This is a genomic window from Idiomarina aminovorans (assembly GCF_023155095.1).
GTDB lineage: Bacteria > Pseudomonadota > Gammaproteobacteria > Enterobacterales > Alteromonadaceae > Idiomarina > Idiomarina aminovorans.
In genome coordinates, this window is the sequence record NZ_JAKNDA010000001.1 from 38,522 (window position 1) to 61,240 (window position 22,719).

Sequence of the window (22,719 nt, forward strand, 5' to 3'; positions counted from 1 at the left end):
CTATGGACAAGATGCTTTGGGTAGCTATGAGCGGCGCGAAAGAGAACATGAACGCCGTTGCTGTGCGCGCCAATAACTTAGCAAATGCCAATACCACAGGCTTCAAAGCCGACTTGCAACAAGCGCGGGCTATGCAGGCCTTTGGTGAAGGTTTACCAACCCGGGTCTTTTCAATGACAGAAAGCCCGGGGCAAAACCTTGCCAGTGGGGCAATGCAAACCACTGGCCGGAATATGGATGTTGCCATAAAAGACCAGGGCTGGATTGCAGTCGACGACGGCAATGGTAATGAGCGTTACACCCGAAGCGGCAGTCTTGAAGTCGGTACCGATGGCATGCTGAAAAACTCAAATGGGCAAACCGTTATGGGGAATAATGGACCGATATTTGTGCCTATGCCGATTGATAATTTAGTTATTGGCTCCAACGGCAATGTGTCCATACGCCCCATGGGCGCACCGGCCGATGCGATGGAAGTGGTTGATCGGATCAAGCTGGTTAACCCGCCCAACGGTAATATCGAAAAAGGTAACGACGGCCTGTTTAAGTTAAAAGACGACCAACAGGCGTTTGCCGATGCCAATGTCAAACTGGAAATTGGCGCTTTAGAAGGCAGTAACGTGAACAGTGTCGAAGAAATGACACATATGATTGCATTGCAGCGCCAATATGAAATGAACGTCAAATTAATGAAAACGGCCGACGAGAATGCTCAGCGTTCTGAGTCGCTGATGAGAATGAGCTAAGCGTAGCCGAGGAGAAATACCATGAACCCAGCACTATGGATCAGTAAAACCGGACTGGATGCGCAGCAGCGTGACATTTCCGTTATTTCCAACAACCTGGCGAATTCCAGCACGGTTGGCTTTAAGAAAAGTCGCGCCGTATTTGAAGATTTGTTGTACCAGAACATCAATCAGCCGGGCGGACAATCAGCACAAGATACTGAATTACCCAATGGTTTGATGCTGGGTGCCGGTACCAAAGTGGTTGCCACGCAAAAATCTCACACCCAGGGGAACGTTCAGACAACCGATAACTCGCTGGACGTGATGATTGACGGGAAAGGCTTTTTTCAGGTGTTAATGCCGGACGGCAATATTTCATATACCCGAAACGGTCAATTCTCACTGAACGAAGAAGGTGAAATGGTCACCTCGGGTAACGGCTATACCATTGAACCGGCTATTCAGATTCCGGAAAACGCCATGTCAGTGAGTATTTCACAAGAAGGTGAAGTGACGGTTACCCAACCCGGTAACCCGGACAATGTTGTGGTGGGTCAGCTTAACTTAGTGAACTTTATTAACCCGGCTGGTTTAGAGCCTATGGGGCAAAACCTTTATAAAGAAACGGCCGTAAGCGGTGCGCCGTTAGAGGCGGTACCGGGTGTTGACGGAATGGGCAATACCGTTCAGGGCGCACTGGAAACTTCCAACGTGAATGTGACCGAAGAGCTGGTCAACCTCATTGAAAGTCAGCGTGGCTACGAGATGAACTCAAAAGTCATTTCGTCGGTGGATCAGATGCTGAGTTTTGTGACTCAGCAGCTTTAATTGTTGGCGGTATTAAATAACAGCGGGTGAGTTTATGCGTTTTTTACTTTTTTCTTTAACAGCGTTGGTTCTGTCAGGTTGTGCGCAAACACCGCATAAACCAATGCCGAATGACCCTTATTACGCGCCCGTGCTGCCGGAAGAACAAGCACAACCTGTTGTGCCAACCGGTTCCCTGTTTCAGGACGCTTATGCGGACAATATGTACTCCGATATAAAAGCACGCCGGTTGGGTGATATTATAACGGTGACTCTGCGGGAGCAGACAACAGCCAGTAAAACCGCAACTACAGAAACCTCGAAAGAAAGTACCGCAGAGTTAGCTGCACCGACGATGTTCGGGCGTGAGATTACCGCTCGCGGCAACCCATTATCAGCCGGAATAAACGGCAACCGTGAGTTCAGTGGTGATGGCAGTTCTGATCAAAGCAACCAGCTAAACGGCGAAATAACCGTAACCGTCATTAAAGTGTTGCCAAACGGTAACTTGATTGTGCGTGGTGAAAAATGGATGCGCATTAATACCGGCGACGAATACATTCGTTTAACCGGCATGATCCGCCCGCAGGACATTACTGCGGCTAATCAAATACCGTCTAACCGCGTTGCCAATGCGCGTATTGAATACTCAGGTACCGGCAGCCTTGCGCAGGTTCAGGAACAAGGTTGGTTAACCCGGTTCTTCAACAGCCCGGTATGGCCATTTTAAGGAGTAAGACATGAGAACGGTTAAACTATTCGCGCTGCTGGTTAGTCTATTGTCAATGCTGACAGCTCCTGTTCAGGCCTCACGGATAAAAGATATTGCCTCGGTACAGGGGGTTCGTTCCAACCAATTAATTGGTTATGGTCTGGTCGTTGGCCTGCCGGGAACCGGCGAACAAACGCCATTTACCGATCAAACCTTCCGTACCATGCTGGGCAACTTCGGCATTAATATTCCGGCGAATGAGCGTCCTAAAATTGATAACGTTGCAGCGGTTGCCGTCCATGCCAACCTACCCGCTTTTGCAAAACCCGGGCAGAAAATTGATGTCACGGTATCTTCTGTCGGTAGTGCTGACAGCCTGACTGGCGGCACCCTAATGCAAACTTTTTTAAAAGGTGCTAATGGTGAAGTTTATGCCGTTGCTCAGGGCAGTTTAATTGTTGGTGGCTTAGGGGCTGAAGGCAATGATGGTTCGAAAATAGTTATTAATACCCCGACTGTGGGTCGTATTCCCAATGGTGGCGTTGTTGAACGTGAGGTTCGTTCCGGTTTCGGAGCATCAGACTATCTTACTTTTAATCTGCATCAGTCAGATTTTACAACGGCTAAACGTATGGCTGAAACCATTAATAACTTAGTCGGCGAGGGCACTGCTCAGGCTATTGACGCAACATCGGTCAGGGTTCGGGCGCCACGAGATTTAGACCAGCGCGTAAGCTATATGTCGACGCTTGAAAACCTGGAAGTTCAGCAGGCATCTGCGTCAGCGAAAATTATTGTTAACGCGCGTACCGGCACCATTGTTGTGGGTCAGAACGTGGAGTTGAGACCGGCAGCTGTCGCGCACGGTAATATGCAGGTGACCATTGCTGAGAATGTGAATGTGGATCAGCCAAACCCGTTTGGCGAAGGCGAAACAGCGATTACGCCCCAAAGCATTATTGATGTGAATCAGGAAGATGCTCGCATGTTTGTGTTTCAGCCGGGGACAACATTGAATGATTTAGTGCGTGCGGTGAATCAGATTGGTGCCGCTCCCGGCGACATGATTGCGGTGCTGGAGGCATTGAAACAAGCCGGTGCGTTATCTGGCGAGCTAATAGTGATTTAACGGTAGTTAAAATTATGACGGTTTCAGACTCTCATCTAAAACAAACGCAACACGCCATGGATACCAGTAGCCTGGACGGGCTGCGTAAGCGCGCGTTTAAACCCGATGATAAAGAAGCCTTGATGGAAGCCGCACAGCAATTTGAAGCTATATTTTTGAACATGGTGATGGGCAGTATGCGTAAAGCGAACGCGGTGTTTGAAGAAGACAACATGCTGGATAACCGTTACACCAATATGTATCGCGATATGTATGACCAGCAGTTGACCTCCGAGCTCTCAAATCAGGGAAGCCTTGGGCTGGCTGAGCTGATGGTGAAGCAGTTAGGCGGTGACGATAGCTATGTTTCAGAGTCGATGAATCGGAGTGGAGCGAACCTGGATGACCCACGAATGAAAAACCGTGCGGACATGGCCGGTAAGCAAAGCCAGCTTAGCGACCAGGGTGGCGTAGATGCGGGCTTATATTATGGCAACCAACGGGTTAATACCGCGAAAGTGAGTGACGGCGAAGCTACCTTTAATTCACCGCAAAGCTTTATTGACGCACTGAAGCCCCATGCTGAGAAAATTGCTAAGGAAGAAGGTCTGAATCCTGATGTGTTGATGGCTCAGGCCGCGCTGGAAACCGGCTGGGGCAAGCGGCTGGTTCCCGGGCGTCACGGCGGCTCCAGTAATAACTTATTCAATATAAAAGCCGATACGCGTTGGAGTGGTGACAAGTCTCATGTCAGCACGCTGGAGTTTGATGGGGAAGTAGCCCGTAAGGAGCGTGCCGCCTTTCGTTCTTATGCGAACGTGGAACAGAGCTTGCAAGACTACGTGAGTTTTATAAAAGAGCATCCGCGCTACCAGCAGGCTCTGCAGGTAGCGGAGAACCCGACGCAGTATGCAGAAGCGTTACAGAACGCCGGCTACGCAACTGATCCGCAGTACGCGCAAAAAATTCAGTCGGTGTTAAACAACCCGGCGTTTGTGGATAAAGGCATTTAGTGGTGCGGCAGGGCGGCAAAAACTTGCCGTTGTGGCTAAATAATATTCGCTCAGTGCCGATAACGGTCACAGAGTCACTGGAGAATCATCGATGAGTTTCGACTTATTAAATATTGGTAAAAACGGCATATTGGCGCACCAGCAAAGCCTGCAAGTGACCGGCCAGAATATTAATAATACAAATACACCGAGTTATGTTCGTGAGCGTACCGAATATACTGAGAGTCAATTCGGAGGGCTAGAGCGCGTTCGTGTCAACCGTATGATCGATGAGTTTGCCAATCGCCAGTTACGTACCGATATTTCAAAAGTCAATTATTACGAAGCGAACTTACAGCAGGCTGAACAGCTGGATACGTTACTGGGTGACAGCACAACCAACGTTGCGTCGTCAGTAGAAAGCTTCTTTAATACCTTGCAAGACGCGAATAACGACCCCGGTTCGGTAACCGCTCGCCAACTGGTTTTGGCTGAAGCCGATGCTATGGTGACTAAATTTAACGACTTTTCTCAATACCTAGATCAGCAGAAAAGCATAATTAATGATCGTTTGACATTATCGACTGACCGTATCAACTCAATTTCTGAGAATTTAGCGGAGCTGAATTCAAAAATACAGTATTCTGCAGGCAAGAACAGTGCTAACGGTGACATTAACGCCTTGTTAAATAAGCGGGACGATCAATTAAGAGAGCTCTCAGAGTTAGTTCAGTTCAGTACCATTGAGCAGAAAAATGGCGCTATTGCCGTTAACTTAAAAAATGGTCAGCCGCTGGTTTTAGAAGATGGCCGGTTTAACGCTGTTGCGGTAAAAAGCAATCCGGACACTGAACGCTTAGAGATGGTTCTCAAAAAAGATCACAGTGGAGGAAGCATCAGTGAGTTTTATGTGCCAACCGATGAAGTCGGCGGCTCTGTCGGCGGTTACCTGGAATATCGCGATGAAGTGTTAATGCCCACCCAAAAGCGTTTAGGGCAGTTGGCAATACGCATAGCAGACTCAATGAATACTCAAAACCAAAAGGGCATGGACTTAGATAACCAGTTAGGGCGTAAAATTTTCGATTTAGAAAAAACAGACTCGCAAGCCGTCCCCTATTCTGAAAATAGTGGAACAGGAGAGATTAATATCAGCGTGCTGGAAGGCGACAGCAAGTCGTTTCCCTCTGAAAACTTGCGTATTACGAAAACCGGTAACCCAGACGAATACGAAGTTGTTCCGGTTAACAGCGATGGCACAGTAGTCAGCGGTGCGGACACCATTACTTTCACCCAAGCGTCTCCGGGAACCGCTGATATTGTCGAACTGGGTGTTTCGTTAGAGCTGACCGGCACGGCTAATGATGGTGATCAGTTTCTGGCTAAGCCGGCAGAAAGTGCTGCATCAGAAATTAGCTTAGCCATTCGTCGTCCGGAAGATATTGCGTTAGCAAACCCTGTTAGGGTGAAAGACGGTATGGATAACCAAGGTGCAGCAGGTATTGAGATCGCTTCAATTAATACGCCTGACGATTATTATGATACTGCAAATAATACTTTACTCGGCAGTGCGCCGGCTCGCATAGAAGTGACGGGACAAACAGGTAATGCGTACGATCTGGAAGTCTACGATAAGGATGGAAATAATATAGGTACGATCACAGGGGCCACCAACCTTAACGGTATTTTTGATCAGGCGGGTTTGACCGCCCCCGACTACGAAGTCGATATAAACGGCGAGCCAGCGGTTGGTGATGAGTACTTTATTGAGTACAACACCAATGGCTTTGATGATAACAGTAACGGACAGGCAATAGCTGATTTGCAGCGCCAACAGTTAGTTCGTCGCTCTGGCGGAGAGGAAGCTAACCCCACAATGACGTTTAATGAAAGCTACGGTCGTCTGGTGTCGGATGTAGGAAGTCGGGTCAGTCAGAACCGAGTGTTACGTGACTCAGCTGAAGCCGTTAAATCACAAACTGAGGCGTTATATGACTCGAAAGCTGGTGTCAATTTAGAAGAAGAAGCGGCTAATCTTATTCAATATCAGCAAGCATACACGGCGTCGGCTCGTATTATTACAACGTCGCAAACCATTTTTGACACACTGCTGACCTCATTGAGGTAATAACTATGCGATTAAGTACTAACTTATTTTTCCAGCGCGGTCTGGACAGTTTACAAACCTCACAAAATCAGTTGGACAAAATTCAACAGATGCTGACTAAGCAGACCAAAATATTGAGCCCTGCCGATGACCCAATCGGTAACTCGCAGGTATTGGCGTTGAACGAAAAAATTGGTCAGAACGAGCAGTTTGAGCGTAATTCCGTGACTCTGGAAAATAACCTGCGCCGTGAAGAGAGTGTGTTGGGCAGTATTACCGATTCTATTCAAAAAGCACGAACGTTGGCGGTTCAAGCCGGTAACGGTAGCTATGATCAAACCAACCGCAAGGCTATTGCTTCAGAATTGCGTAATATTGAAACCTCGATTTTTGATTTAACCAACGCACAGGATGAATCTGGTGAGTACATTTTTGCTGGTTATCAAAATCGCACTCAGCCTATGGAATTTGATGATGCGACTCAGTCGTACCAATATGTCGGTGACCAGGGACAGCGCACCATTCAATTGTCACCAACTTTATATTTGCCGGCAAATGACCCGGGCAGTCGCGCATTTTCAAATGTGTCTAAGCGGGTCGATTTTGAGCTGACTGGTGGGGGAAACTTTATTGAAAAAGTAGAAGTAACCGACCGCAACGTATTAATTACTGACACCGAAGCGCGTATAGATGCCGGTGATCCGACTGATTTTACGGTGAGTTTTACTGGGCCGGATACCTATGAAATTGATGATGGCGTTAACCCAGTAGTTGCGGGAACTGTTACTGACGGTAAAGTTGAATATAACGGAATGAGTCTGGAGCTTGATAAAGATAATATGCCAGCGCCCGGAGATTCTTTTAGCTACAGCATAGGCGAGCCTGTTTCTCGTAACTTACTGACGCAAATTGGTGATCTCGCTGACGCTTTGGATGCTTCAGTTCCAGGAAGCAAAGGGTTTCATGAAAGCGAAATCGCATTCGCCCTAACCGATTTCAACACAGTGATTAGTGACTTAACCGATACTCAGGCATCTGTCGGTGCTCGTTTGAACGTGATGGACAACGCTAGACTGAGTAATGCTGATATTGAAATAGTGAATAAAAAGGCTCGCGCCGATATTTCCGACGTAGATTATTCAGAAGCGTTAACCGACTTAGTGAAGAACGAGACGATTTACTCCGCCGCTCAGCAGGTCTTCTCCCGAGTAAGTCGTTTAAGCTTATTTGATTATATATAAGTAGCCTGCCGTTATTACGGCAGGTACCATGCTAAAACTTTTTCAAAAAAACATTAAAGCTCCCCAAACCCCGGCCGATACCCTTTGTGAGAGGAAAATTTAATCCGGCAAAACATGAAGCCGAGTACTTCCTCCAGCTTGGCAACAACAATTGAATCCAAGCTTAAGCAGAAACTTAGGAGCATTATCATGGCACTATATGTAAACACTAACGTCAGCTCACTGAACGCACAGCGTCAGCTGATGGGCTCAAGTAACTCGCTTGACCAAGCATTCGAACGTTTGTCGTCAGGCTTTCGTATCAACAGCGCATCTGACGATGCTGCAGGCTTACAAATTTCAAACCGTTTAAGCTCTCAGGTTAACGGCTTGAATCAAGGTAATCGTAACGCAAATGACGCTATCTCTATGGCGCAAACTGCTGAAGGTGCTCTGGACGAGTCTACTAACATACTACAACGTATGCGTACGTTAGCTATCCAGTCCGAAAATGGGTCAAACTCTCAAGAAGACAAAGCTGCGCTTCAAAAAGAAGTTGGCAACTTACAGCTTGAATTGACTCGAATTGCAGAAACAACTTCATTTGGTGGGAAAAACTTATTGGATGGAAGTTTTGGTTCACAAGAGTATCAAGTTGGTGCCAATGCCAATGAGACAATCTCTGTGTCTATGAGAGATGTTTCAGCAAATGAAATAGGGAATTACACTTTAGATGCTCAAGGTACTGACTTCGGTGGTACGGCTTCGGCAACTTCGGCAGGGGAAGATTTCTCAGGTGTAACAACGGGACAAACAATTGATATTGCCGGTCCTGATGGGAATGCTGCCGGAATAACAATTGGAGCAGGTGATAACCTAACCGATGTCGCCTCGGCCATTAATGCAGAGAATACTGGTGTAACGGCAAAAACTGAAGTCACTGCGTCGATTAAAGACTTTTCGAGTCTTGATAGTGCTACATTGGAAATTGGTGGCGATACTTTCAATTTGGCTGACTACGAAGGTTCATCAACAAAACTTAGTGAAGCTATCGTTAAAGCCGGTTATAGCGCTTCAGTAGACTCTGGCGTAATCAGTATCAAAGCTGAAGGTGTCAACGGCGTTAAAATTTCCGGCGCTGATGCAAACGATACATTGCAGTTAGCAGGATCAGACGGCGTATATGTTCAACCTGATGATACAGATACAGAAGCGGTAGTTGACTCTCAGATATCGTTAGAGGCTAAAGATGACTTTACAATTGCAGGCACTAATGTCGGAGAAATTTTTGGCGCAACCTCTGGTAGCTTGAATTCGGTTGGAGATATTGACATCTCTAAAGACGGTGGTGGTCAAGATGCTTTGGCTGTAATCGACCAAGCTATCGGACAAATCGACTCTCAGCGAGCTGATTTAGGTGCTACGCAAAACCGTTTCCAAGCAACGATTCGTAACCAGTCGAACATTGCTGAAAACCTGGAAGGTGCGAAGTCTCGAATCAAAGATGCGGACTTTGCTGCTGAAACGGCGAAACTGACTCAGTCTCAGATTCTGCAGCAGGCATCACAGACTATCCTGGCGCAGGCAAACCAGCGTCCACAGGCAGCGTTGTCACTGTTAGGTTAATAGTTACCTTACAAACAGCAACTGAACAGTCAAAACGGAGCTTCGGCTCCGTTTTTTTGTTGTGCGCCGGGCATGGCGCGTAGCGCCCTAAGGGGCGCTTTTCTGGTTTCAGGTGGTGCTGGCCAGATGATCTGGAGGTGAAAGTCCTCTGTGAGCCCGGTAAGAGGAATCACTAGCTGCACTGCAAGGGTGTTCATCGTGAGGTGAAATCTGAAGGAAACGGAAAGCAAACCACTGACCTGACGAACAGAAATTGCATATAAGGCGGTCATAGTGGGTAAGGCAGCGGCTACTGCTGAAGCCTGGCACTTACACTGAAGCTATGGACGTAAATGCGGCAGGCATGAGTGGAAAGGTCACGCGCATTACCCCGGTAGGTCTGTTGCCCTGCCGTTGGTTACCGATGCTGCGAGGTATCGGGATGGGGTTGCAGAAGTCAGCCGAGGCCGTATTAGGTTGGTTGCCGCCAACTGAAACAGTTAGATTATCAGTCCCTGTTCCAGTCTAACTCTATGACCCGCTGGTGAGTCAGCGCCAGCCCGTTAGCGAGCCACAGCATGCTAAACCAATGGTTTAATGAACTGGGTCTGGTTAATCTTGAGCAATTAATAATACATCTAAAATAAAATTTTTGGCTTTAAAAGTTGTGGTTAAAAAAACTTCAAATAAAAGCTAAAGTTTATAGTAGCCTATACCGATAACATACGAGGACAACTTTTTTCATGCTCCGTTAGTAACTTAATTGGTGTTTTGATAGGGAACGGGTGATTATTATGGCGGATATATCAATGAATACCCGCGATTTCAGCTTTTTTTCAACAGGAAAGGGGGCGGTTCAGACACAGCAGCCTCAAAAGCAAGATGTGATTGATGCCGTAAGTAAGGTGCAGGACAAGGTAGCTGAAACTATAGATAAAGCTCAGTTAAACCAGCAGACGGAAGAGCCCAATGTCAGAGACATGGTAGCACAGATAAATAAATCTCCGGCGATTCGTAACACAAGCCTTCAATTTGTTTTTGATGAAAAAGGTGATCCGCCTGTTGTTAAGGTTATGGATACGGAAAGCGGAGAAAAAATTCGACAAATACCTTCTGAGCTTGGAGTCAAGTTAGCTAAAGCTATAGAAGAAATGGCCGATAACCAAGAAACTCGAGCAGGATTATTGTTCGATAACGAAATTTAATGAGGTGATGATATGCCACTAGTTTCATCAATAGGTGCGCGTTCAGGTTTAGACTTGTCGGGAATTATTGACGCGACGCTGGAAGCGGAACGCATTCCTAAGAAAAACCGACTGGACCAACAAGAAGGACGGTTGCAGGTTGAATTGTCTGCTGTTGGTGAAATGAAATCGGTATTATCAAAGCTTCAGGATGCCTCTGAGAAGCTATCCGAAGCTAGCTTGTTCAACGCAATGAAAGCCTCTGTAAAACAGCCTGAATCAGGTGATGTTGCCACAGTGGAAAGCACTGATGATGCAAGCGCTGGTAATTTTGATATTTCCGTGACTCAACTGGCAAAAGGAAGTCGTGCCGTCTCGGCTGATGGTGCGTTTGCGGACTCAGATACAGAAGTAAATGCTAACGCTGGTTCGTTGACTTTTGCTGCCGGTGACGAAAGCTTTACTTTGGATATAGAAGCAGGCTCAACCCTGGAAAATATTCGTAACGCAGTGAATTCTTCTCAGGATAATTTTGGTGTAAGCGCCGATATTATTAATACGGGTGACCAAGCGAAGCTGGTGTTTCGTTCGAATGTTAGTGGTGACGGTAATAACTTAACCGTGACCAATGATAACGCTGAGTTTGATGCTATCTCTACTCAAGCGAATGATGGAGGCGCTGGCGGCATGACTATTGCCAATGCGGATAAAGCGACCGATGCTATTATAGAGATTGATGGTATCCAGGCCACCAATGACACTAATATCTTTGAGAATGTTATTCAAGGTTCAACTATCACGGCAGTGAAAGAATCCGAAGGCACAGAAACCGCTCGACTCTCGATAGCCCGTGATGATGAGGGCGTTGCAAAGTCAGTCGATGCTTTTGTTAAATCTTACAACGGTGCTATTTCGTCATTAAACGAAATTGGTGGCGAAGACAGCATGTTGCAAGGTGATGCGACTGTTCGCAGTTTAAAGGGCCAACTAAATGGTATACTGGCTTCCACATTTGGCGATGGTGAAACTTTATTTGACTTAGGTTTTGGGCTGGATGAGAACGGTAAGTTGGAGCAGGAAAACCCCGTAACTAATGTTAGCGACGTACTGAAAGATAATCCTGCAGCGTTGGAGTCTGTTCTCGGCGGCGAAAATGGCTTAGCATCTCGCCTGGATAGCTTTTTAGATGGCTATGTTGCTGGTGGTGGTTCGTTAGAGCTCCGTAAAGATACGATTAACGAAAGTCTGGATCGTGTGACCGAAAGCCGCGAAGAGTTAAAGCTTCGTATGGAGTCCATGGAAGAGACGTTACGCTCAAAATATCAAGCGCTGGACTCTCTAGTTGGCCAATTACAAAGTCGTGGAGATTCGGTGAGTGCACAGCTTGCTAACCTCCCTGGTTTCACTAGAGACAATGATTAATAGAGGTAATATCGTATGAATGCCAAGTTAAAAGGCTACACCAAAGGTTCACTGGAAACTCGCGTAGCGGGGGCCGACCCGTATCAACTGGTACAGATGTTGATGGCCGGTGTACTGGAGAATTTGAATTATGCCAAAGGTGCTATTCAGCGAAAAGACTTAGAAAAGAAAAGCTTTTATTTAAGTAAAGCGCAGGCCATTGTCGACTCTTTGCGCTACAGTTTAGACGACAGTGCCGGTGCGGATGCCGCGGCTAACTTAAGTGAGCTGTATATGTACATGAGTACGCGTATTGCCGATGCTTCAATTGAGCTGGACGTTGATATTATTGATGAAGTTGCGCGTTTGATGATTGATATAAAAAGTGCGTGGGACCAGATTCCAATGGAACAACGTGACGTCGCAATGAACCAAATGCAACAGGCTTCAGGAGCTTAACTTGTCAACCAAGGCTCGTTCCCCTGAACAGCTTCAACAGCTGCATGAGCAATTAAAACAGCAAGTAGCAGATTCAGAGCTTGAATCTGCTACTAAGACGCTGCCTAAAATACTGACCTTTTTAAATACGCTTCCAAGTGGCTGGACTGAGTCGCAGGACTGGATCAACACTGTTGCTGAAGTTGATGACTACCTAAATGAACTGCAGCCCGAACTTGAGCGAGTTCGTGAGGAAACCCGGGCGACAGTTAGCAAGATAGGTAAAAGCAAGAAAGGCGTTCGGGCTTATACCAAATAAAAAAACCGACCTATAAATTAAACTATAGGTCGGTTTTTCTTTCCCTGCGCTAAAAGCCCAGGTCAGTAATTCTTTTTACAGTGCTTTGATCTTAGCATTCAAACGACTCTTATGACGTGCCGCTTTGTTTTTGCTGATAAGACCTTTAGTAGCGTAACGATCCATCATTGGAATTACGTCTTTCATTGCAGTGTTTGCTGCATCTTTGTCTTTTTTATCAATTGCTGCCATTACCCGTTTAAGGTAAGTACGCATCATAGAACGACGGCTTGCATTGTGGCGGCGATTATTCTCGGCCTGAATCGCACGCTTTTTAGCAGACTTAATGTTAGCCAAGGTGAACTCCTAAATTCATTAATAGAACGCTTCTCTTATAAAGGCTTCAGATTATGCCTTTTCTGCTGGAAAAGTCAACAGCTGAAACAAGAAAAACAGGTAATATCTTCAACTGGTGTTTTAGAATTTGCGTGGCTAAAAATGAGTCGATGGGTTATATTTCCATTAACTAGTTGGAGGTTTTATGAAGCATTTATCAGCGCTTTTGCGTAAGCACAGTAAAGAAATTCAGAAAATTGTTGAGAAGCATCACGCTAAAAACGTGAAAGTGTTTGGTTCTGTCGCTCTGGGCACCGAGTCTACTGATAGTGATATCGACCTACTGATAGAAACCACGCCAGAGACGACTATGTTTGATGTAGGGGCTATTAAATATGAGCTCAACAAGCTTCTCGGGATTGAAGTTGATGTATTAACACCAAATAGCTTACCTATGCAGTTTAGAAACAAAATAGAGCAGGAAGCTCGTTTAATATGACAGATAAAGAAAGTAGAGCTCAAGACTACTTAACTCATATTGTTGAATCGATTGAACGTGTAGAGTCTTACACCGCTGACCTTGATGAGAATCGTTTTTTGGATGACGAGCTGGTTCAGGACGCTGTTATTCGTAACCTGGAAGTTATTGGCGAAGCCTCTAATAACTTATTGAAAAATTGCCCTTCTACTGTTTCTCAGTTTCCTGATATTCCTTTAACCTCTGCATATCAAATGCGAAACGCCATTGCCCATGGTTACTTTAAAATTGATTATGAGCTTGTTTGGCGTACCATTGAGAAAGATTTGCCCCCCTTGCATGAGCAAGTTTTATCGGCAATAAAATCCATTGAAAAATAGAGTCGCCGTTTCAGAAAGCGATAGATAGACAGTTAAGGAACTACTGTGTCCAGAGCTCTCCTAAAATCCGGATTTATCGTTAGCGCCATGACCTTAATTTCCCGTGTACTGGGTTTGGTGCGCGATGTGGTTATTGCCAACCTGATGGGCGCCGGCGCAGCGGCGGATGTGTTTTTCTTTGCTAATAAAATTCCGAACTTTCTCAGACGTTTATTCGCTGAAGGTGCCTTCGCGCAGGCATTTGTTCCGGTGCTTACGGAATATAAGCAGGGTAAAGAGCTGCCGGATCAGCAGTTATTAATAGCCCGGGTATCGGGGACGCTGGGCACTATTATTACCGTGGTGACGCTTTTCGGCGTTATTGCCTCTCCGCTTGTCACCGCCTTGTTTGGCATGGGGTGGTTTTTAGACTGGTGGAATGACGGCCCCCAGGGCGAGAAGTTTGTGCTGGCCAGCGATTTGCTCAGAATTACCTTTCCTTATTTGTGGTTCATTACCTTTACCGCCATGGCGGGTGCCATACTCAATACACTGGGTAAGTTTGCGGTAGCGGCGTTTACACCGGTATTTCTTAATATTGCTATTATTGCCGCGGCTATTTGGCTTGCACCGCAGCTTGAACAGCCGGAATATGGACTGGCCTGGGGCGTATTTTTTGGCGGCCTAATTCAGCTATTGTTCCAAATTCCATTTCTTAAAAAAGCAGGGCTATTAGTTAAGCCAAAATGGGGCTGGAAAGACCCAGGCGTGACTAAAATTCGCAAACTGATGCTGCCTGCTATTTTTGGCGTATCGGTTAGCCAAATTAACTTGCTACTCGATACTTTAATTGCCAGTTTCTTAATGACTGGCTCTATAAGCTGGCTGTATTACTCCGACCGTTTGCTGGAGTTTCCTCTGGGCTTGTTCGGTATTGCTATTGCCACGGTTATTCTGCCTGCACTGTCTTCGCGTCATGTGGACCAGTCGAAGGAAAACTTCAGTTCAACCCTGGACTGGGGTGTTCGCATGGTGCTATTGCTCGGTGTACCGGCCATGGCGGGGTTATTTGTATTGGCGGAACCCATGCTTATGGTGTTGTTCATGCACGGCGCTTTCAGCCCGGATGACGCACGTATGGCGTCTTATAGTTTAATGGCGTACTCCACCGGGTTACTCAGCTTTATGATGGTAAAAGTGTTGGCAACGGGGTTTTACTCACGACAAGACACTAAACGCCCGGTTAAGTACGGCATTATAGCTATGGTAGCCAATATGGTGTTTAACATTGCTTTGGCCATTCCTTTTAGTTATGTCGGACTGGCACTGGCAACGGCGGCATCGGCGGCTATTAACGCAGGGCTGCTGGGTGTCACTTTATGGCGCGAGGGGGTATTGAAGAGGCAGCCCGGAACCGGACGCTTTATTCTGCAGGTGCTTTTTGCGACCACCTTGATGATTGCCGGTGTGCTTTGGCTGAGCCCTGATATTGATACCTGGCGAACCAGCTCATTAGTCGAGCGCCCGTGGTTTTTAGCGCAAGTCATCGGTTTTGGTGCCATCATTTATGTTGGCGTGTTGGTTATTACTGGCATGAGGCCGCGACATTTCCGTGCCCGTGAGTACTGATTATCCGGTCAGTATCAGTTATAATCGCGTTTTTCCAGAAATAGAGTAAGATTGTGCGGGCATGGAACTGATTCGCGGTACTCATAATCTCAGAGCTGAGCATAATGGCTGTGTGCTGACTATAGGGAACTTTGATGGTGTTCACCTGGGGCATCAGGCGGTGCTCAGTCAGGTGCGCGAGCAAGCGAAAAAGCTGGGAGTGCCCTCGGCAGTAATGACCTTTGAGCCACAACCACAAGAGTTATTCCAGCCTGAAAAAGCGCCAGCACGTTTAACCAATTGGCGGGAAAAGTACCTGGCTTTGCGGGCACAGCAGGTCGACCGCCACATTGTTATTGAATTTAATAAAAAGTTTGCCAGCCAACCCGCCCGTGAATTTATTGAACAGACGCTGGTGGGTAAGTTAGGCGTTAAGTTTTTAGTGGTAGGTGATGATTTTCGCTTCGGTTATAAGCGAGAAGGTGATTTTGAGCTGTTATTAGAAGCGGGCAAAGAACTTGGCTTTGACGTTGTCGATACCCGTAGTTACCGGCAGCAGCAAAAACGCGTCAGCAGTACAGCAATCCGTCAGGCGCTGAATAAAGGCGATTTTGAGCAGGCGGAACAAATGCTGGGTCGGCCTTATAAAATGTGCGGGAAAGTTGTGCACGGGCGTAAGAACGGACGGACCATTGGTTTTCCGACTGCGAATGTGCCGCTAAAACGCCTAAAAAGCCCGTTACACGGTGTCTTTGCCGTAACCGCTCAGCTTGGCAACGATGGAAAAGCACACGCGGGAGTAGCCAACCTGGGAACACGACCCACATTAAATGGCGACGAAGTGCAGCTGGAGGTGCATTTGTTTGAGTTTTCAGGCAATCTGTACGGTCAGCAGATGACGGTCACACCGGTGGCCAAATTGCGTAACGAGCAACGTTTTGCGTCGTTACAGCACTTACAAGAACAAATTGAAAAAGATGCCGCCCGCGCACGCGATGCATTAGCGTGCCGGAGTCAGTAACTATGCGGAAATGGAAACAGTGACCGATGAGTGATTACAAACACACCTTAAATTTGCCAGAAACCGCTTTCCCCATGCGCGGCAACTTGGCTCAACGTGAGCCTAAAATGCTGGAGCAATGGTATGAAACCGACCTTTACGGTCAAATTCGTGAAGCCAAAGCGGGCAAGCCAAAATTTATTCTGCACGACGGCCCTCCGTATGCCAACGGTCAAATTCATATTGGTCACGCCGTAAATAAAATTTTAAAAGACGTTATTGTTAAAGCAAAAACCTTAAGCGACTTTGATGCGCCTTATGTGCCGGGCTGGGACTGCCATGGCCTTCCCATTGAATTGCAGGTTGAGAAAAAACACGGCAAGCCGGGTAAGAAATTGAATTTAGCCGAGTTTCGCGAAAAATGCCGCGAATACGCCATGACGCAAATTGACCAGCAGCGCACTGAGTTTAAACGCCTGGGTGTGTTAGGTGACTGGGACAATCCTTACCTGACCATGAATTTTAAGCAGGAAGCGGACAGTGTCCGGGCGCTGGCAAAAATCATTGATAACGGACATATGCATCAGGGCTTTAAGCCGGTTCATTGGTGTACCGATTGTGGTTCTGCGCTGGCGGAAGCGGAAGTTGAGTATCAGGATAAGAACTCGCCGGCTATCGACGTGCGCATGCCGGTTGCGGCAACGGCTGAAACCGTCGATTGCTTTAGTACGCCGCAAGGGCATATGGGCGAAGGCAATGTCAGCATGGTTATCTGGACTACCACGCCGTGGACCATTCCGGCCAACCGCGCTGTTACTCTGGCGGACGGACTTGAGTACACCTTAGTGCAAGTGGAAGCCAGCGACGAGCAGCCGGCAGAACGGGTGATTGTGGCTGATGATCTGGTGACCGACTGCATGGAACGCTGGAACATTACGCATTATCACAAGTTAGGCTTTTGCAAAGGCAAAGATTTAGAAGGTCTGCAACTCCAGCATCCGTTATTTGATCTGCAAGTGCCGGTTATTTTAGGTGATCATGTTACTACTGAAAGTGGTACCGGTTGTGTGCATACGGCGCCCGGGCATGGTGTCGATGACTTCATTGTAGGGCAGCAGTACGGCATTGAAGTTTATAACCCGGTGGGTGATAACGGTGTGTATAAAGACGACACCCCGATTTTTGCCGGACAGCATGTGTTTAAAGCGAACGAACCTATCGTCGATAAGCTGCACGAGGTGGGTAATTTGATGCATGTCGAAAGCTATCGTCACTCATACCCGCATTGCTGGCGTCACAAAACCCCGATTATTTTCCGTGCGACGCCACAGTGGTTTATCAGCATGGATAAGAAAGAGTTGCGTGCCGGTGCATTAGAGCAAATTAAGAAAGTAGGCTGGTTCCCGGAATGGGGCCAAAGCCGTATTGAGTCAATGGTAGAAGGGCGTCCGGACTGGTGTATTTCACGTCAGCGTACCTGGGGTAACCCTATTGCTATTTTTGTTAACCGCGAAACCGAAGAGCTTCACCCCAATACGCTGGAGCTGATGGAAAAAGTGGCTCAACTGATTGAAAAAGACGGGGTTCAGGCCTGGTTTGATTTAGAGCCGGAAACTTTGCTGGGCGATGAAGCTGACAAATATCGCAAAGTCACCGATACCTTAGATGTCTGGTTCGACTCGGGCGTGACGCATCACTGCGTATTGCGTGAGTTTGATGGCTTGCATTGGCCTGCTGACTTGTATCTGGAAGGTTCGGACCAGCATCGCGGCTGGTTCCAGAGCTCCTTGGTTACGGGTGTTGCTATGTACGATGAAGCGCCGTATCACCAAGTGTTAACGCACGGTTTCACCGTAGATGCGAAAGGCCGCAAGATGTCAAAATCTGTCGGTAATGTGGTAGCTCCGCAGGACGTCATGAACAAATTAGGCGGTGATATTCTGCGCTTATGGACGGCATCGGCCGACTATTCCGGCGAAATGACCGTTTCTGATGAAATTCTTAAGCGTTCAGCGGATGCGTATCGCCGTATTCGTAATACCTCGCGCTTTTTACTGGCTAACTTAAGCGGCTTTGATCCTAAAACCGACTTAGTTGCCAGAGAAGACATGGTTGAACTTGACCGCTGGATTGTCGGTCGTGCTGCGGACTTACAAAAAGAGTTGTTAGAGGCGTATGACAACTACCAGTTTCACAGTGTGGTGCAAAAACTCATGCACTTCTGTTCTATTGAGCTGGGCAGTTTCTATCTGGACATCATTAAAGACCGTCAGTACACCGCTAAGTCTGAAGGTTTAGCGCGTCGTTCCTGCCAGACCGCGCTTTACCATATTGCTGAAGCACTAGTGCGCTGGATGGCACCCATTTGTAGCTTTACCGCTCAGGAAATTTGGGACTTGTTGCCAAACGAGCGTAGCCAGTATGTCTTTACACAGAGCTGGTATCAGGGCTTTGATGAGTTTTCGGGTGTTAAAGACGATGAGAACGAGTTCTGGATGCAGTTACTGGAAATTCGTGATGTCGTTAATCAGGCATTGGAGCAGTCACGCCGCGATGATGTGATCGGTGGTTCGTTACAGGCAGAAGTCACCCTGTACGCGGATGATAAACTGGCTACTGCATTGAATCGTTTGGGCGAAGAACTGCGTTTTGCGCTGCTGACATCGGAAGCCCGGGTGGCTTCAATGAGTGATTCACCGGCAAATGCAGTTAAAGCTGAAAAATTGGACTTGGCCGTTAGTGTGGTTAAATCTGAATACAAGAAGTGTGAGCGTTGCTGGCATCATCGTGAAGAGGTTGGCACGTTAGAAGCGCACCCCGATTTATGCCAACGCTGTGTAACCAATATTGAAGGTGAAGGTGAGGAGCGTCGTTTTGCCTGATTTTGCGAACCAGACTAACCGTGCAACCGGGCTGCGTTTTTTGTGGCTGACGTTGTTGCTGGTGGTTGTTGATCAAATTACCAAAATTTGGGCGGCTGGTGAATTTGAGCTTTATGAAAGCCGGGTTATTATTGAAGGCTTATTTAATTTCACTTATGTACATAACTACGGTGCCGCATTCAGCTTTTTGAGTGATAGTGGCGGTTGGCAGCGTTGGCTGTTCACCGCTATAGCCATCGCTATTAGTGTGGTTCTGCTTATCTGGATGCGTCGGAACCCGGTAGGTTTGTGGCGCCAGAACTTAGCCTTTTCTCTGATTTTAGCCGGTGCCATCGGTAATGTGGCTGACCGTTTAATGTACGGTTATGTTATTGACTTTCTTGATGTCCATTATCAGGGCTGGCACTGGCCCGCTTTTAATGTTGCCGATATGGCCATTACCATTGGTGCGGCACTCATGTTGCTAGAGGCTTTCTTTGACAACCGCCGTGATAAAATCGAGAACGGTGACAAGCAGTAAGGAGTTTCTTTTGAGTCGTTTACCTATTGAGCACGGGCGCGAAGTGGTCATGCACTTCACGATAAAACTAACCGATGGTTCGGTTGCGGACAGTACCAAAATGTCGGGCAAGCCGGCTAAATTCCGTATGGGCGACGGCAGCCTGACGGAAAACTTTGAAGCTTGCCTGGTCGGTCTGCGCGAAGGTGCTGATCGTGAATTTAGGCTAGAGCCCAAAGACGCTTTTGGTGAGCCTAATCCGGATAACTATTATTATGTGGACTCGGCCAAGTTTAGCGATGAAACGAAACCGGAAGTGGGTGCTATTTTGGCGTTCACCCAACCGGACGGTACAGATTTACCCGGAATTGTTCGTAAAATTGAAGGTCCAACAGTGACCATTGACTTTAATCATCCATTGTCCGGGCAAACGGTAGTTTTCGCCGTCGAGATTATTAGTGTTGAGCCTTAACGGGTCACTGAACCGGGCTGAGCGCAGGAGGAAATGATGCAAATTTTGTTGGCGAACCCACGTGGCTTTTGTGCAGGCGTTGATCGCGCAATTACTATTGTTGAGCGGGCTTTAGAAATATTTGAGCCGCCGATTTATGTGCGTCACGAAGTGGTTCATAACAAATATGTGGTTAGCAAACTGCGCGAAGCCGGTGCGGTTTTTGTGGAAGAGTTGCACGAAGTACCCGATGACCAAATTGTTATTTTTAGTGCGCATGGTGTTTCGCAAGCGGTGCGCCAGGAAGCCAAAGATCGTGGTTTGCGGGTATTTGATGCGACCTGTCCCTTAGTAACCAAAGTGCATATGGAAGTGACGCGTGCCAGCCGCAAAGGCCATGAATGTATTTTGATTGGTCATGCCGGGCACCCTGAAGTGGAAGGCACGATGGGGCAGTATAAAAATACGGAAGGCGGTATTTATTTGGTGGAGTCGCCGGAAGATGTCGCTAATCTCGAAGTGAAAGACCCGAAAAACCTGCATTACATGAGCCAGACAACCTTGTCAGTTGATGACACCGCGGATGTTATTGATGACTTACGGAAAAAGTTCCCCGAGATTAATGGTCCGCGCAAAGACGATATTTGCTACGCCACCCAAAACCGCCAGGACGCTGTGCGTGAGTTAGCCAGTGATGCTGATGTGATGTTAGTGGTGGGTGCCCGTAACAGTTCAAATTCAAACCGCTTGCGCGAGCTTTCAGAGAAAATGGACACCCCGGCTTACTTGATTGACGATGCGAACTGCATCGACAAAGCGTGGTTGGAAGGGCGCGAAAAGGTTGCTGTAACAGCCGGAGCCTCTGCACCCGAAGTCTTGGTTCAGGAAGTTATTGCTAAACTTCAGGAGTGGGGTGGGAAGACCGCTATTGAACTCAGTGGTAGAGAGGAAAATATTACGTTTTCAATTCCACCGGAACTCAGGCCACACCCGGCGGTTTAAAGCTATTAACGAACAAGCCAAAACCTTTGTTTCAGTTCCTGTTCATTGCTCCAAGAGACTGTCACTTCAGTTATCGCGTTATCTGGGTCAACAGAAGTCAGTTCTGCTGTTAAATCAAACGGTCCGGTAGTGGTTGAGAGGTCAGGGGGATTCCCTTGAGACCATGCTTTTTGGGCATCGCTTACGTATGCCATTAATACCTCTACGGCCTGTGCCTTTTGGTAGGCGCTATCAACTGCAGATAAACTGGTTTGTAAAAGCTGCATGCTGGTTATGGCCCAGAGTCCAAATAAGGCCGAGCAGGCCAGGACTTCAACCAGTGAAAAACCGCTATTGCTGTGCTTGTTCATACGCCAACCGTTGTGCTTCAAAGTCTTGCTGAAGTTGTTGAGAAAGTTGTAGCCATTGATGTTGCTGCTGAGCTTCCACCATTTGTGCGTAAAATAGCAAAGCCACTAAACTGGCTGAGCTCAGACTTATTAATGTCACTAGTGTTAGTATTAAAGCGAATCCGTTCGCCTTCATTGTTGGTTCCTTTTTTGTTCAACCGGGTGCGATTGTGATTAAGCGCTTCAGGATTGTAGTGTGTTCGTCTTTACTGACGGTAAGAGTGACGAACAGTTTTGCCAGCGCTGTGGCAGATTCAGGCATATAAGGCTCCGCGCTAAGCTGAGCGACTTTAAACTGCGACTTGTTGGTCAGTGACTGCCAACCATAACCAGCGCAGTCAAGCGTCATTGGGTTGTATTGCAGTTGTTTATCTTTGACTCTGAAACCAACGGAACCACCACGGTGTTGCGTAAATAAATAACAGGCGCTTTGAGGGTTTGAAATATCGGCTATTTGTGTTTCTTTCAGTCTTTCTAAAAATTGATTGGCCGTGTTTTGAGCGCCCATTAAAAAGTTGGCTCGGGGAACTTTCTGGTATTTTATTGCGGTCTGCCATTGCAGCTGCTGTTGCATAGCCAGTACAACCAACGCGCCGATAGCCGAAGCAATCAAAACCTCAACCAGACTGCTTCCACGCTCGGACATACTCAGCATATTGGTATTCCCGGCAGAGAAGATCCATGACTTGAGCAACCGCGGATACGCCCGACACTGCTAATGATGAGCTTAACTTGTCGCTCACCACTTATTAGCCTGATATGACCGGGGTTTGCGGTTGCCGATTCCCCATAAAAGGTCAGCGGTGAGGCAAGACTGTAAGTAGACTCTGCCACTAACCCGTAGTCACTGACGGCACTTTGTAACGCCTGCCAATCAACTTCAATATTGTTTTGATTGCGTCTGGATTTAGCCTGTACTTGCTGCAAATAAGCTAACCAGCGACTCGTTTCCTGTTGCAACAGCAAAGAAGCGGTTTGCTGATGAAATATAGGCAAAGAAAATGTGCCCAGAATAGCACTAATTGCCAATGCAATAATCAGTTCAATAAGCGAATAACCACGCATAATATTCCAACCGATGAATGAATAATTGCAAAGTATAGCGGTGCGTAAAC

General features: G+C 47.2%; 25 protein-coding genes. 20 read left to right on the forward strand and 5 right to left on the reverse strand.

Features of this window, described 5'->3' with window-relative positions; translation table 11 throughout:
• Positions 1–2 precede the first annotated feature (2 nt).
• The 12 genes from L8G48_RS00230 to L8G48_RS00285 all read left to right on the forward strand — a co-directional run bounded on the left by L8G48_RS00230 (position 3) and on the right by L8G48_RS00285 (position 12,621).
• Positions 3–746, forward strand: a complete 744-nt coding sequence (locus tag L8G48_RS00230; protein WP_248262611.1) for a flagellar basal body rod protein FlgF — start codon at positions 3–5, stop codon at positions 744–746.
• Between the two features lie 21 nt (positions 747–767).
• Positions 768–1,556: a flagellar basal-body rod protein FlgG gene (flgG, locus tag L8G48_RS00235; protein ID WP_248262612.1), complete on the forward strand. Its 789-nt coding sequence runs from the start codon at positions 768–770 to the stop codon at positions 1,554–1,556.
• Between the two features lie 34 nt (positions 1,557–1,590).
• Positions 1,591–2,265 carry a flagellar basal body L-ring protein FlgH gene (gene flgH, locus L8G48_RS00240; RefSeq protein WP_248262613.1) on the forward strand — a complete coding sequence of 225 codons (675 nt, stop codon included), beginning with the start codon at positions 1,591–1,593 and terminating at the stop codon, positions 2,263–2,265.
• Positions 2,266–2,275: 10 nt separating this feature from the next.
• On the forward strand, positions 2,276–3,376 hold the full coding sequence (locus L8G48_RS00245) for a flagellar basal body P-ring protein FlgI (RefSeq protein ID WP_248262614.1): 1,101 nt from the start codon (positions 2,276–2,278) through the stop codon (positions 3,374–3,376).
• A gap of 14 nt (positions 3,377–3,390) precedes the next feature.
• Positions 3,391–4,368: a flagellar assembly peptidoglycan hydrolase FlgJ gene (flgJ, locus tag L8G48_RS00250; protein WP_248262615.1), complete on the forward strand. Its 978-nt coding sequence runs from the start codon at positions 3,391–3,393 to the stop codon at positions 4,366–4,368.
• Between the two features lie 91 nt (positions 4,369–4,459).
• Positions 4,460–6,475 (forward strand): flagellar hook-associated protein FlgK, encoded by a 2,016-nt coding sequence (gene flgK, locus L8G48_RS00255; RefSeq protein WP_248262616.1) that lies wholly within the window; start codon positions 4,460–4,462, stop codon positions 6,473–6,475.
• Positions 6,476–6,480: 5 nt separating this feature from the next.
• Positions 6,481–7,695, forward strand: a complete 1,215-nt coding sequence (gene flgL / locus L8G48_RS00260) for a flagellar hook-associated protein FlgL (RefSeq protein WP_248262617.1) — start codon at positions 6,481–6,483, stop codon at positions 7,693–7,695.
• A gap of 189 nt (positions 7,696–7,884) precedes the next feature.
• Entirely contained in the window at positions 7,885–9,300 is a 1,416-nt protein-coding gene (locus tag L8G48_RS00265; protein ID WP_248262618.1) for a flagellin, read from the forward strand.
• Positions 9,301–10,073: 773 nt separating this feature from the next.
• Positions 10,074–10,484: a flagellar protein FlaG gene (locus L8G48_RS00270; protein WP_248262619.1), complete on the forward strand. Its 411-nt coding sequence runs from the start codon at positions 10,074–10,076 to the stop codon at positions 10,482–10,484.
• A 12-nt stretch (positions 10,485–10,496) separates the two neighbouring features.
• The gene (fliD, locus tag L8G48_RS00275; RefSeq protein ID WP_248262620.1) at positions 10,497–11,885 is read left to right on the forward strand and encodes a flagellar filament capping protein FliD; all 1,389 of its coding nucleotides are present in this window, start codon (positions 10,497–10,499) and stop codon (positions 11,883–11,885) included.
• A 15-nt stretch (positions 11,886–11,900) separates the two neighbouring features.
• Positions 11,901–12,323, forward strand: a complete 423-nt coding sequence (gene fliS / locus L8G48_RS00280) for a flagellar export chaperone FliS (RefSeq protein ID WP_248262621.1) — start codon at positions 11,901–11,903, stop codon at positions 12,321–12,323.
• Position 12,324: 1 nt separating this feature from the next.
• Entirely contained in the window at positions 12,325–12,621 is a 297-nt protein-coding gene (locus L8G48_RS00285; protein WP_248262622.1) for a hypothetical protein, read from the forward strand.
• Between the two features lie 75 nt (positions 12,622–12,696).
• On the opposite strand, the gene rpsT is transcribed toward L8G48_RS00285, so the two are convergent.
• On the reverse strand, positions 12,697–12,957 hold the full coding sequence (gene rpsT, locus L8G48_RS00290) for a 30S ribosomal protein S20 (protein ID WP_248262623.1): 261 nt from the start codon (positions 12,955–12,957) through the stop codon (positions 12,697–12,699).
• Positions 12,958–13,141: 184 nt separating this feature from the next.
• On the opposite strand from rpsT, the gene L8G48_RS00295 reads away from it, so the two are divergent.
• The 8 genes from L8G48_RS00295 (at position 13,142) to ispH (ending at position 21,215) form a co-directional block, all read left to right on the forward strand.
• Positions 13,142–13,435, forward strand: coding sequence for a nucleotidyltransferase family protein (locus L8G48_RS00295; protein ID WP_248262624.1), 294 nt, complete (start codon positions 13,142–13,144; stop codon positions 13,433–13,435).
• Positions 13,432–13,794 (forward strand): HepT-like ribonuclease domain-containing protein, encoded by a 363-nt coding sequence (locus L8G48_RS00300; RefSeq protein ID WP_248262625.1) that lies wholly within the window; start codon positions 13,432–13,434, stop codon positions 13,792–13,794. The genes L8G48_RS00295 and L8G48_RS00300 overlap by 4 nt, the downstream gene beginning before the upstream one ends.
• Before the next feature lie 45 nt (positions 13,795–13,839).
• Positions 13,840–15,402: a murein biosynthesis integral membrane protein MurJ gene (gene murJ, locus L8G48_RS00305; RefSeq protein WP_248262626.1), complete on the forward strand. Its 1,563-nt coding sequence runs from the start codon at positions 13,840–13,842 to the stop codon at positions 15,400–15,402.
• A gap of 61 nt (positions 15,403–15,463) precedes the next feature.
• Positions 15,464–16,402 (forward strand): bifunctional riboflavin kinase/FAD synthetase, encoded by a 939-nt coding sequence (ribF, locus tag L8G48_RS00310; protein ID WP_248262627.1) that lies wholly within the window; start codon positions 15,464–15,466, stop codon positions 16,400–16,402.
• Positions 16,403–16,428: 26 nt separating this feature from the next.
• A complete protein-coding gene (gene ileS, locus L8G48_RS00315) occupies positions 16,429–19,263 on the forward strand; it encodes an isoleucine--tRNA ligase (RefSeq protein ID WP_248262628.1) in 2,835 nt (944 codons plus the stop codon).
• Positions 19,256–19,783: a signal peptidase II gene (gene lspA, locus L8G48_RS00320; protein WP_248262629.1), complete on the forward strand. Its 528-nt coding sequence runs from the start codon at positions 19,256–19,258 to the stop codon at positions 19,781–19,783. Before ileS ends, lspA begins: the two co-directional genes overlap by 8 nt.
• 10 nt (positions 19,784–19,793) lie before the next feature.
• Positions 19,794–20,234, forward strand: a complete 441-nt coding sequence (gene fkpB / locus L8G48_RS00325; RefSeq protein ID WP_282444447.1) for an FKBP-type peptidyl-prolyl cis-trans isomerase — start codon at positions 19,794–19,796, stop codon at positions 20,232–20,234.
• Between the two features lie 36 nt (positions 20,235–20,270).
• Positions 20,271–21,215 carry a 4-hydroxy-3-methylbut-2-enyl diphosphate reductase gene (ispH, locus tag L8G48_RS00330; protein ID WP_248263319.1) on the forward strand — a complete coding sequence of 315 codons (945 nt, stop codon included), beginning with the start codon at positions 20,271–20,273 and terminating at the stop codon, positions 21,213–21,215.
• A 5-nt stretch (positions 21,216–21,220) separates the two neighbouring features.
• Here the strand turns inward: ispH and L8G48_RS00335 are convergent, their stop codons facing one another.
• Genes L8G48_RS00335 through L8G48_RS00350 form a run of 4 tightly spaced genes read right to left on the reverse strand, consistent with a single transcriptional unit; the run spans position 21,221 to position 22,669 of the window.
• Positions 21,221–21,565 (reverse strand): Type II secretion pathway-like protein, encoded by a 345-nt coding sequence (locus L8G48_RS00335; protein WP_248262630.1) that lies wholly within the window; start codon positions 21,563–21,565, stop codon positions 21,221–21,223.
• Positions 21,546–21,740 carry a Type II secretion pathway-like protein gene (locus tag L8G48_RS00340; protein WP_248262631.1) on the reverse strand — a complete coding sequence of 65 codons (195 nt, stop codon included), beginning with the start codon at positions 21,738–21,740 and terminating at the stop codon, positions 21,546–21,548. Before L8G48_RS00340 ends, L8G48_RS00335 begins: the two co-directional genes overlap by 20 nt.
• A gap of 18 nt (positions 21,741–21,758) precedes the next feature.
• Positions 21,759–22,259 (reverse strand): prepilin-type N-terminal cleavage/methylation domain-containing protein, encoded by a 501-nt coding sequence (locus L8G48_RS00345; protein WP_248262632.1) that lies wholly within the window; start codon positions 22,257–22,259, stop codon positions 21,759–21,761.
• The gene (locus tag L8G48_RS00350) at positions 22,253–22,669 is read right to left on the reverse strand and encodes a prepilin-type N-terminal cleavage/methylation domain-containing protein (RefSeq protein ID WP_248262633.1); all 417 of its coding nucleotides are present in this window, start codon (positions 22,667–22,669) and stop codon (positions 22,253–22,255) included. The genes L8G48_RS00345 and L8G48_RS00350 overlap by 7 nt, the downstream gene beginning before the upstream one ends.
• Between the last annotated feature and the right edge of the window lie 50 nt (positions 22,670–22,719).

What these genes read in the sequence shown, in the direction of transcription:
- L8G48_RS00230 (WP_248262611.1), top strand. Translation starts at nt 3, where the DNA reads ATGGACAAGATGCTTTGGGTAGCTATGAGCGGCGCGAAAGAGAACATG.
- flgG (WP_248262612.1), top strand. Translation starts at nt 768, where the DNA reads ATGAACCCAGCACTATGGATCAGTAAAACCGGACTGGATGCGCAGCAG.
- flgH (WP_248262613.1), top strand. Translation starts at nt 1,591, where the DNA reads ATGCGTTTTTTACTTTTTTCTTTAACAGCGTTGGTTCTGTCAGGTTGT.
- L8G48_RS00245 (WP_248262614.1), top strand. Translation starts at nt 2,276, where the DNA reads ATGAGAACGGTTAAACTATTCGCGCTGCTGGTTAGTCTATTGTCAATG.
- flgJ (WP_248262615.1), top strand. Translation starts at nt 3,391, where the DNA reads ATGACGGTTTCAGACTCTCATCTAAAACAAACGCAACACGCCATGGAT.
- flgK (WP_248262616.1), top strand. Translation starts at nt 4,460, where the DNA reads ATGAGTTTCGACTTATTAAATATTGGTAAAAACGGCATATTGGCGCAC.
- flgL (WP_248262617.1), top strand. Translation starts at nt 6,481, where the DNA reads ATGCGATTAAGTACTAACTTATTTTTCCAGCGCGGTCTGGACAGTTTA.
- L8G48_RS00265 (WP_248262618.1), top strand. Translation starts at nt 7,885, where the DNA reads ATGGCACTATATGTAAACACTAACGTCAGCTCACTGAACGCACAGCGT.
- L8G48_RS00270 (WP_248262619.1), top strand. Translation starts at nt 10,074, where the DNA reads ATGGCGGATATATCAATGAATACCCGCGATTTCAGCTTTTTTTCAACA.
- fliD (WP_248262620.1), top strand. Translation starts at nt 10,497, where the DNA reads ATGCCACTAGTTTCATCAATAGGTGCGCGTTCAGGTTTAGACTTGTCG.
- fliS (WP_248262621.1), top strand. Translation starts at nt 11,901, where the DNA reads ATGAATGCCAAGTTAAAAGGCTACACCAAAGGTTCACTGGAAACTCGC.
- L8G48_RS00295 (WP_248262624.1), top strand. Translation starts at nt 13,142, where the DNA reads ATGAAGCATTTATCAGCGCTTTTGCGTAAGCACAGTAAAGAAATTCAG.
- L8G48_RS00300 (WP_248262625.1), top strand. Translation starts at nt 13,432, where the DNA reads ATGACAGATAAAGAAAGTAGAGCTCAAGACTACTTAACTCATATTGTT.
- ribF (WP_248262627.1), top strand. Translation starts at nt 15,464, where the DNA reads ATGGAACTGATTCGCGGTACTCATAATCTCAGAGCTGAGCATAATGGC.
- ileS (WP_248262628.1), top strand. Translation starts at nt 16,429, where the DNA reads ATGAGTGATTACAAACACACCTTAAATTTGCCAGAAACCGCTTTCCCC.
- ispH (WP_248263319.1), top strand. Translation starts at nt 20,271, where the DNA reads ATGCAAATTTTGTTGGCGAACCCACGTGGCTTTTGTGCAGGCGTTGAT.
- L8G48_RS00335 (WP_248262630.1), bottom strand. Translation starts at nt 21,565, where the DNA reads ATGAACAAGCACAGCAATAGCGGTTTTTCACTGGTTGAAGTCCTGGCC.
- L8G48_RS00340 (WP_248262631.1), bottom strand. Translation starts at nt 21,740, where the DNA reads ATGAAGGCGAACGGATTCGCTTTAATACTAACACTAGTGACATTAATA.
- L8G48_RS00345 (WP_248262632.1), bottom strand. Translation starts at nt 22,259, where the DNA reads ATGCTGAGTATGTCCGAGCGTGGAAGCAGTCTGGTTGAGGTTTTGATT.
- L8G48_RS00350 (WP_248262633.1), bottom strand. Translation starts at nt 22,669, where the DNA reads ATGCGTGGTTATTCGCTTATTGAACTGATTATTGCATTGGCAATTAGT.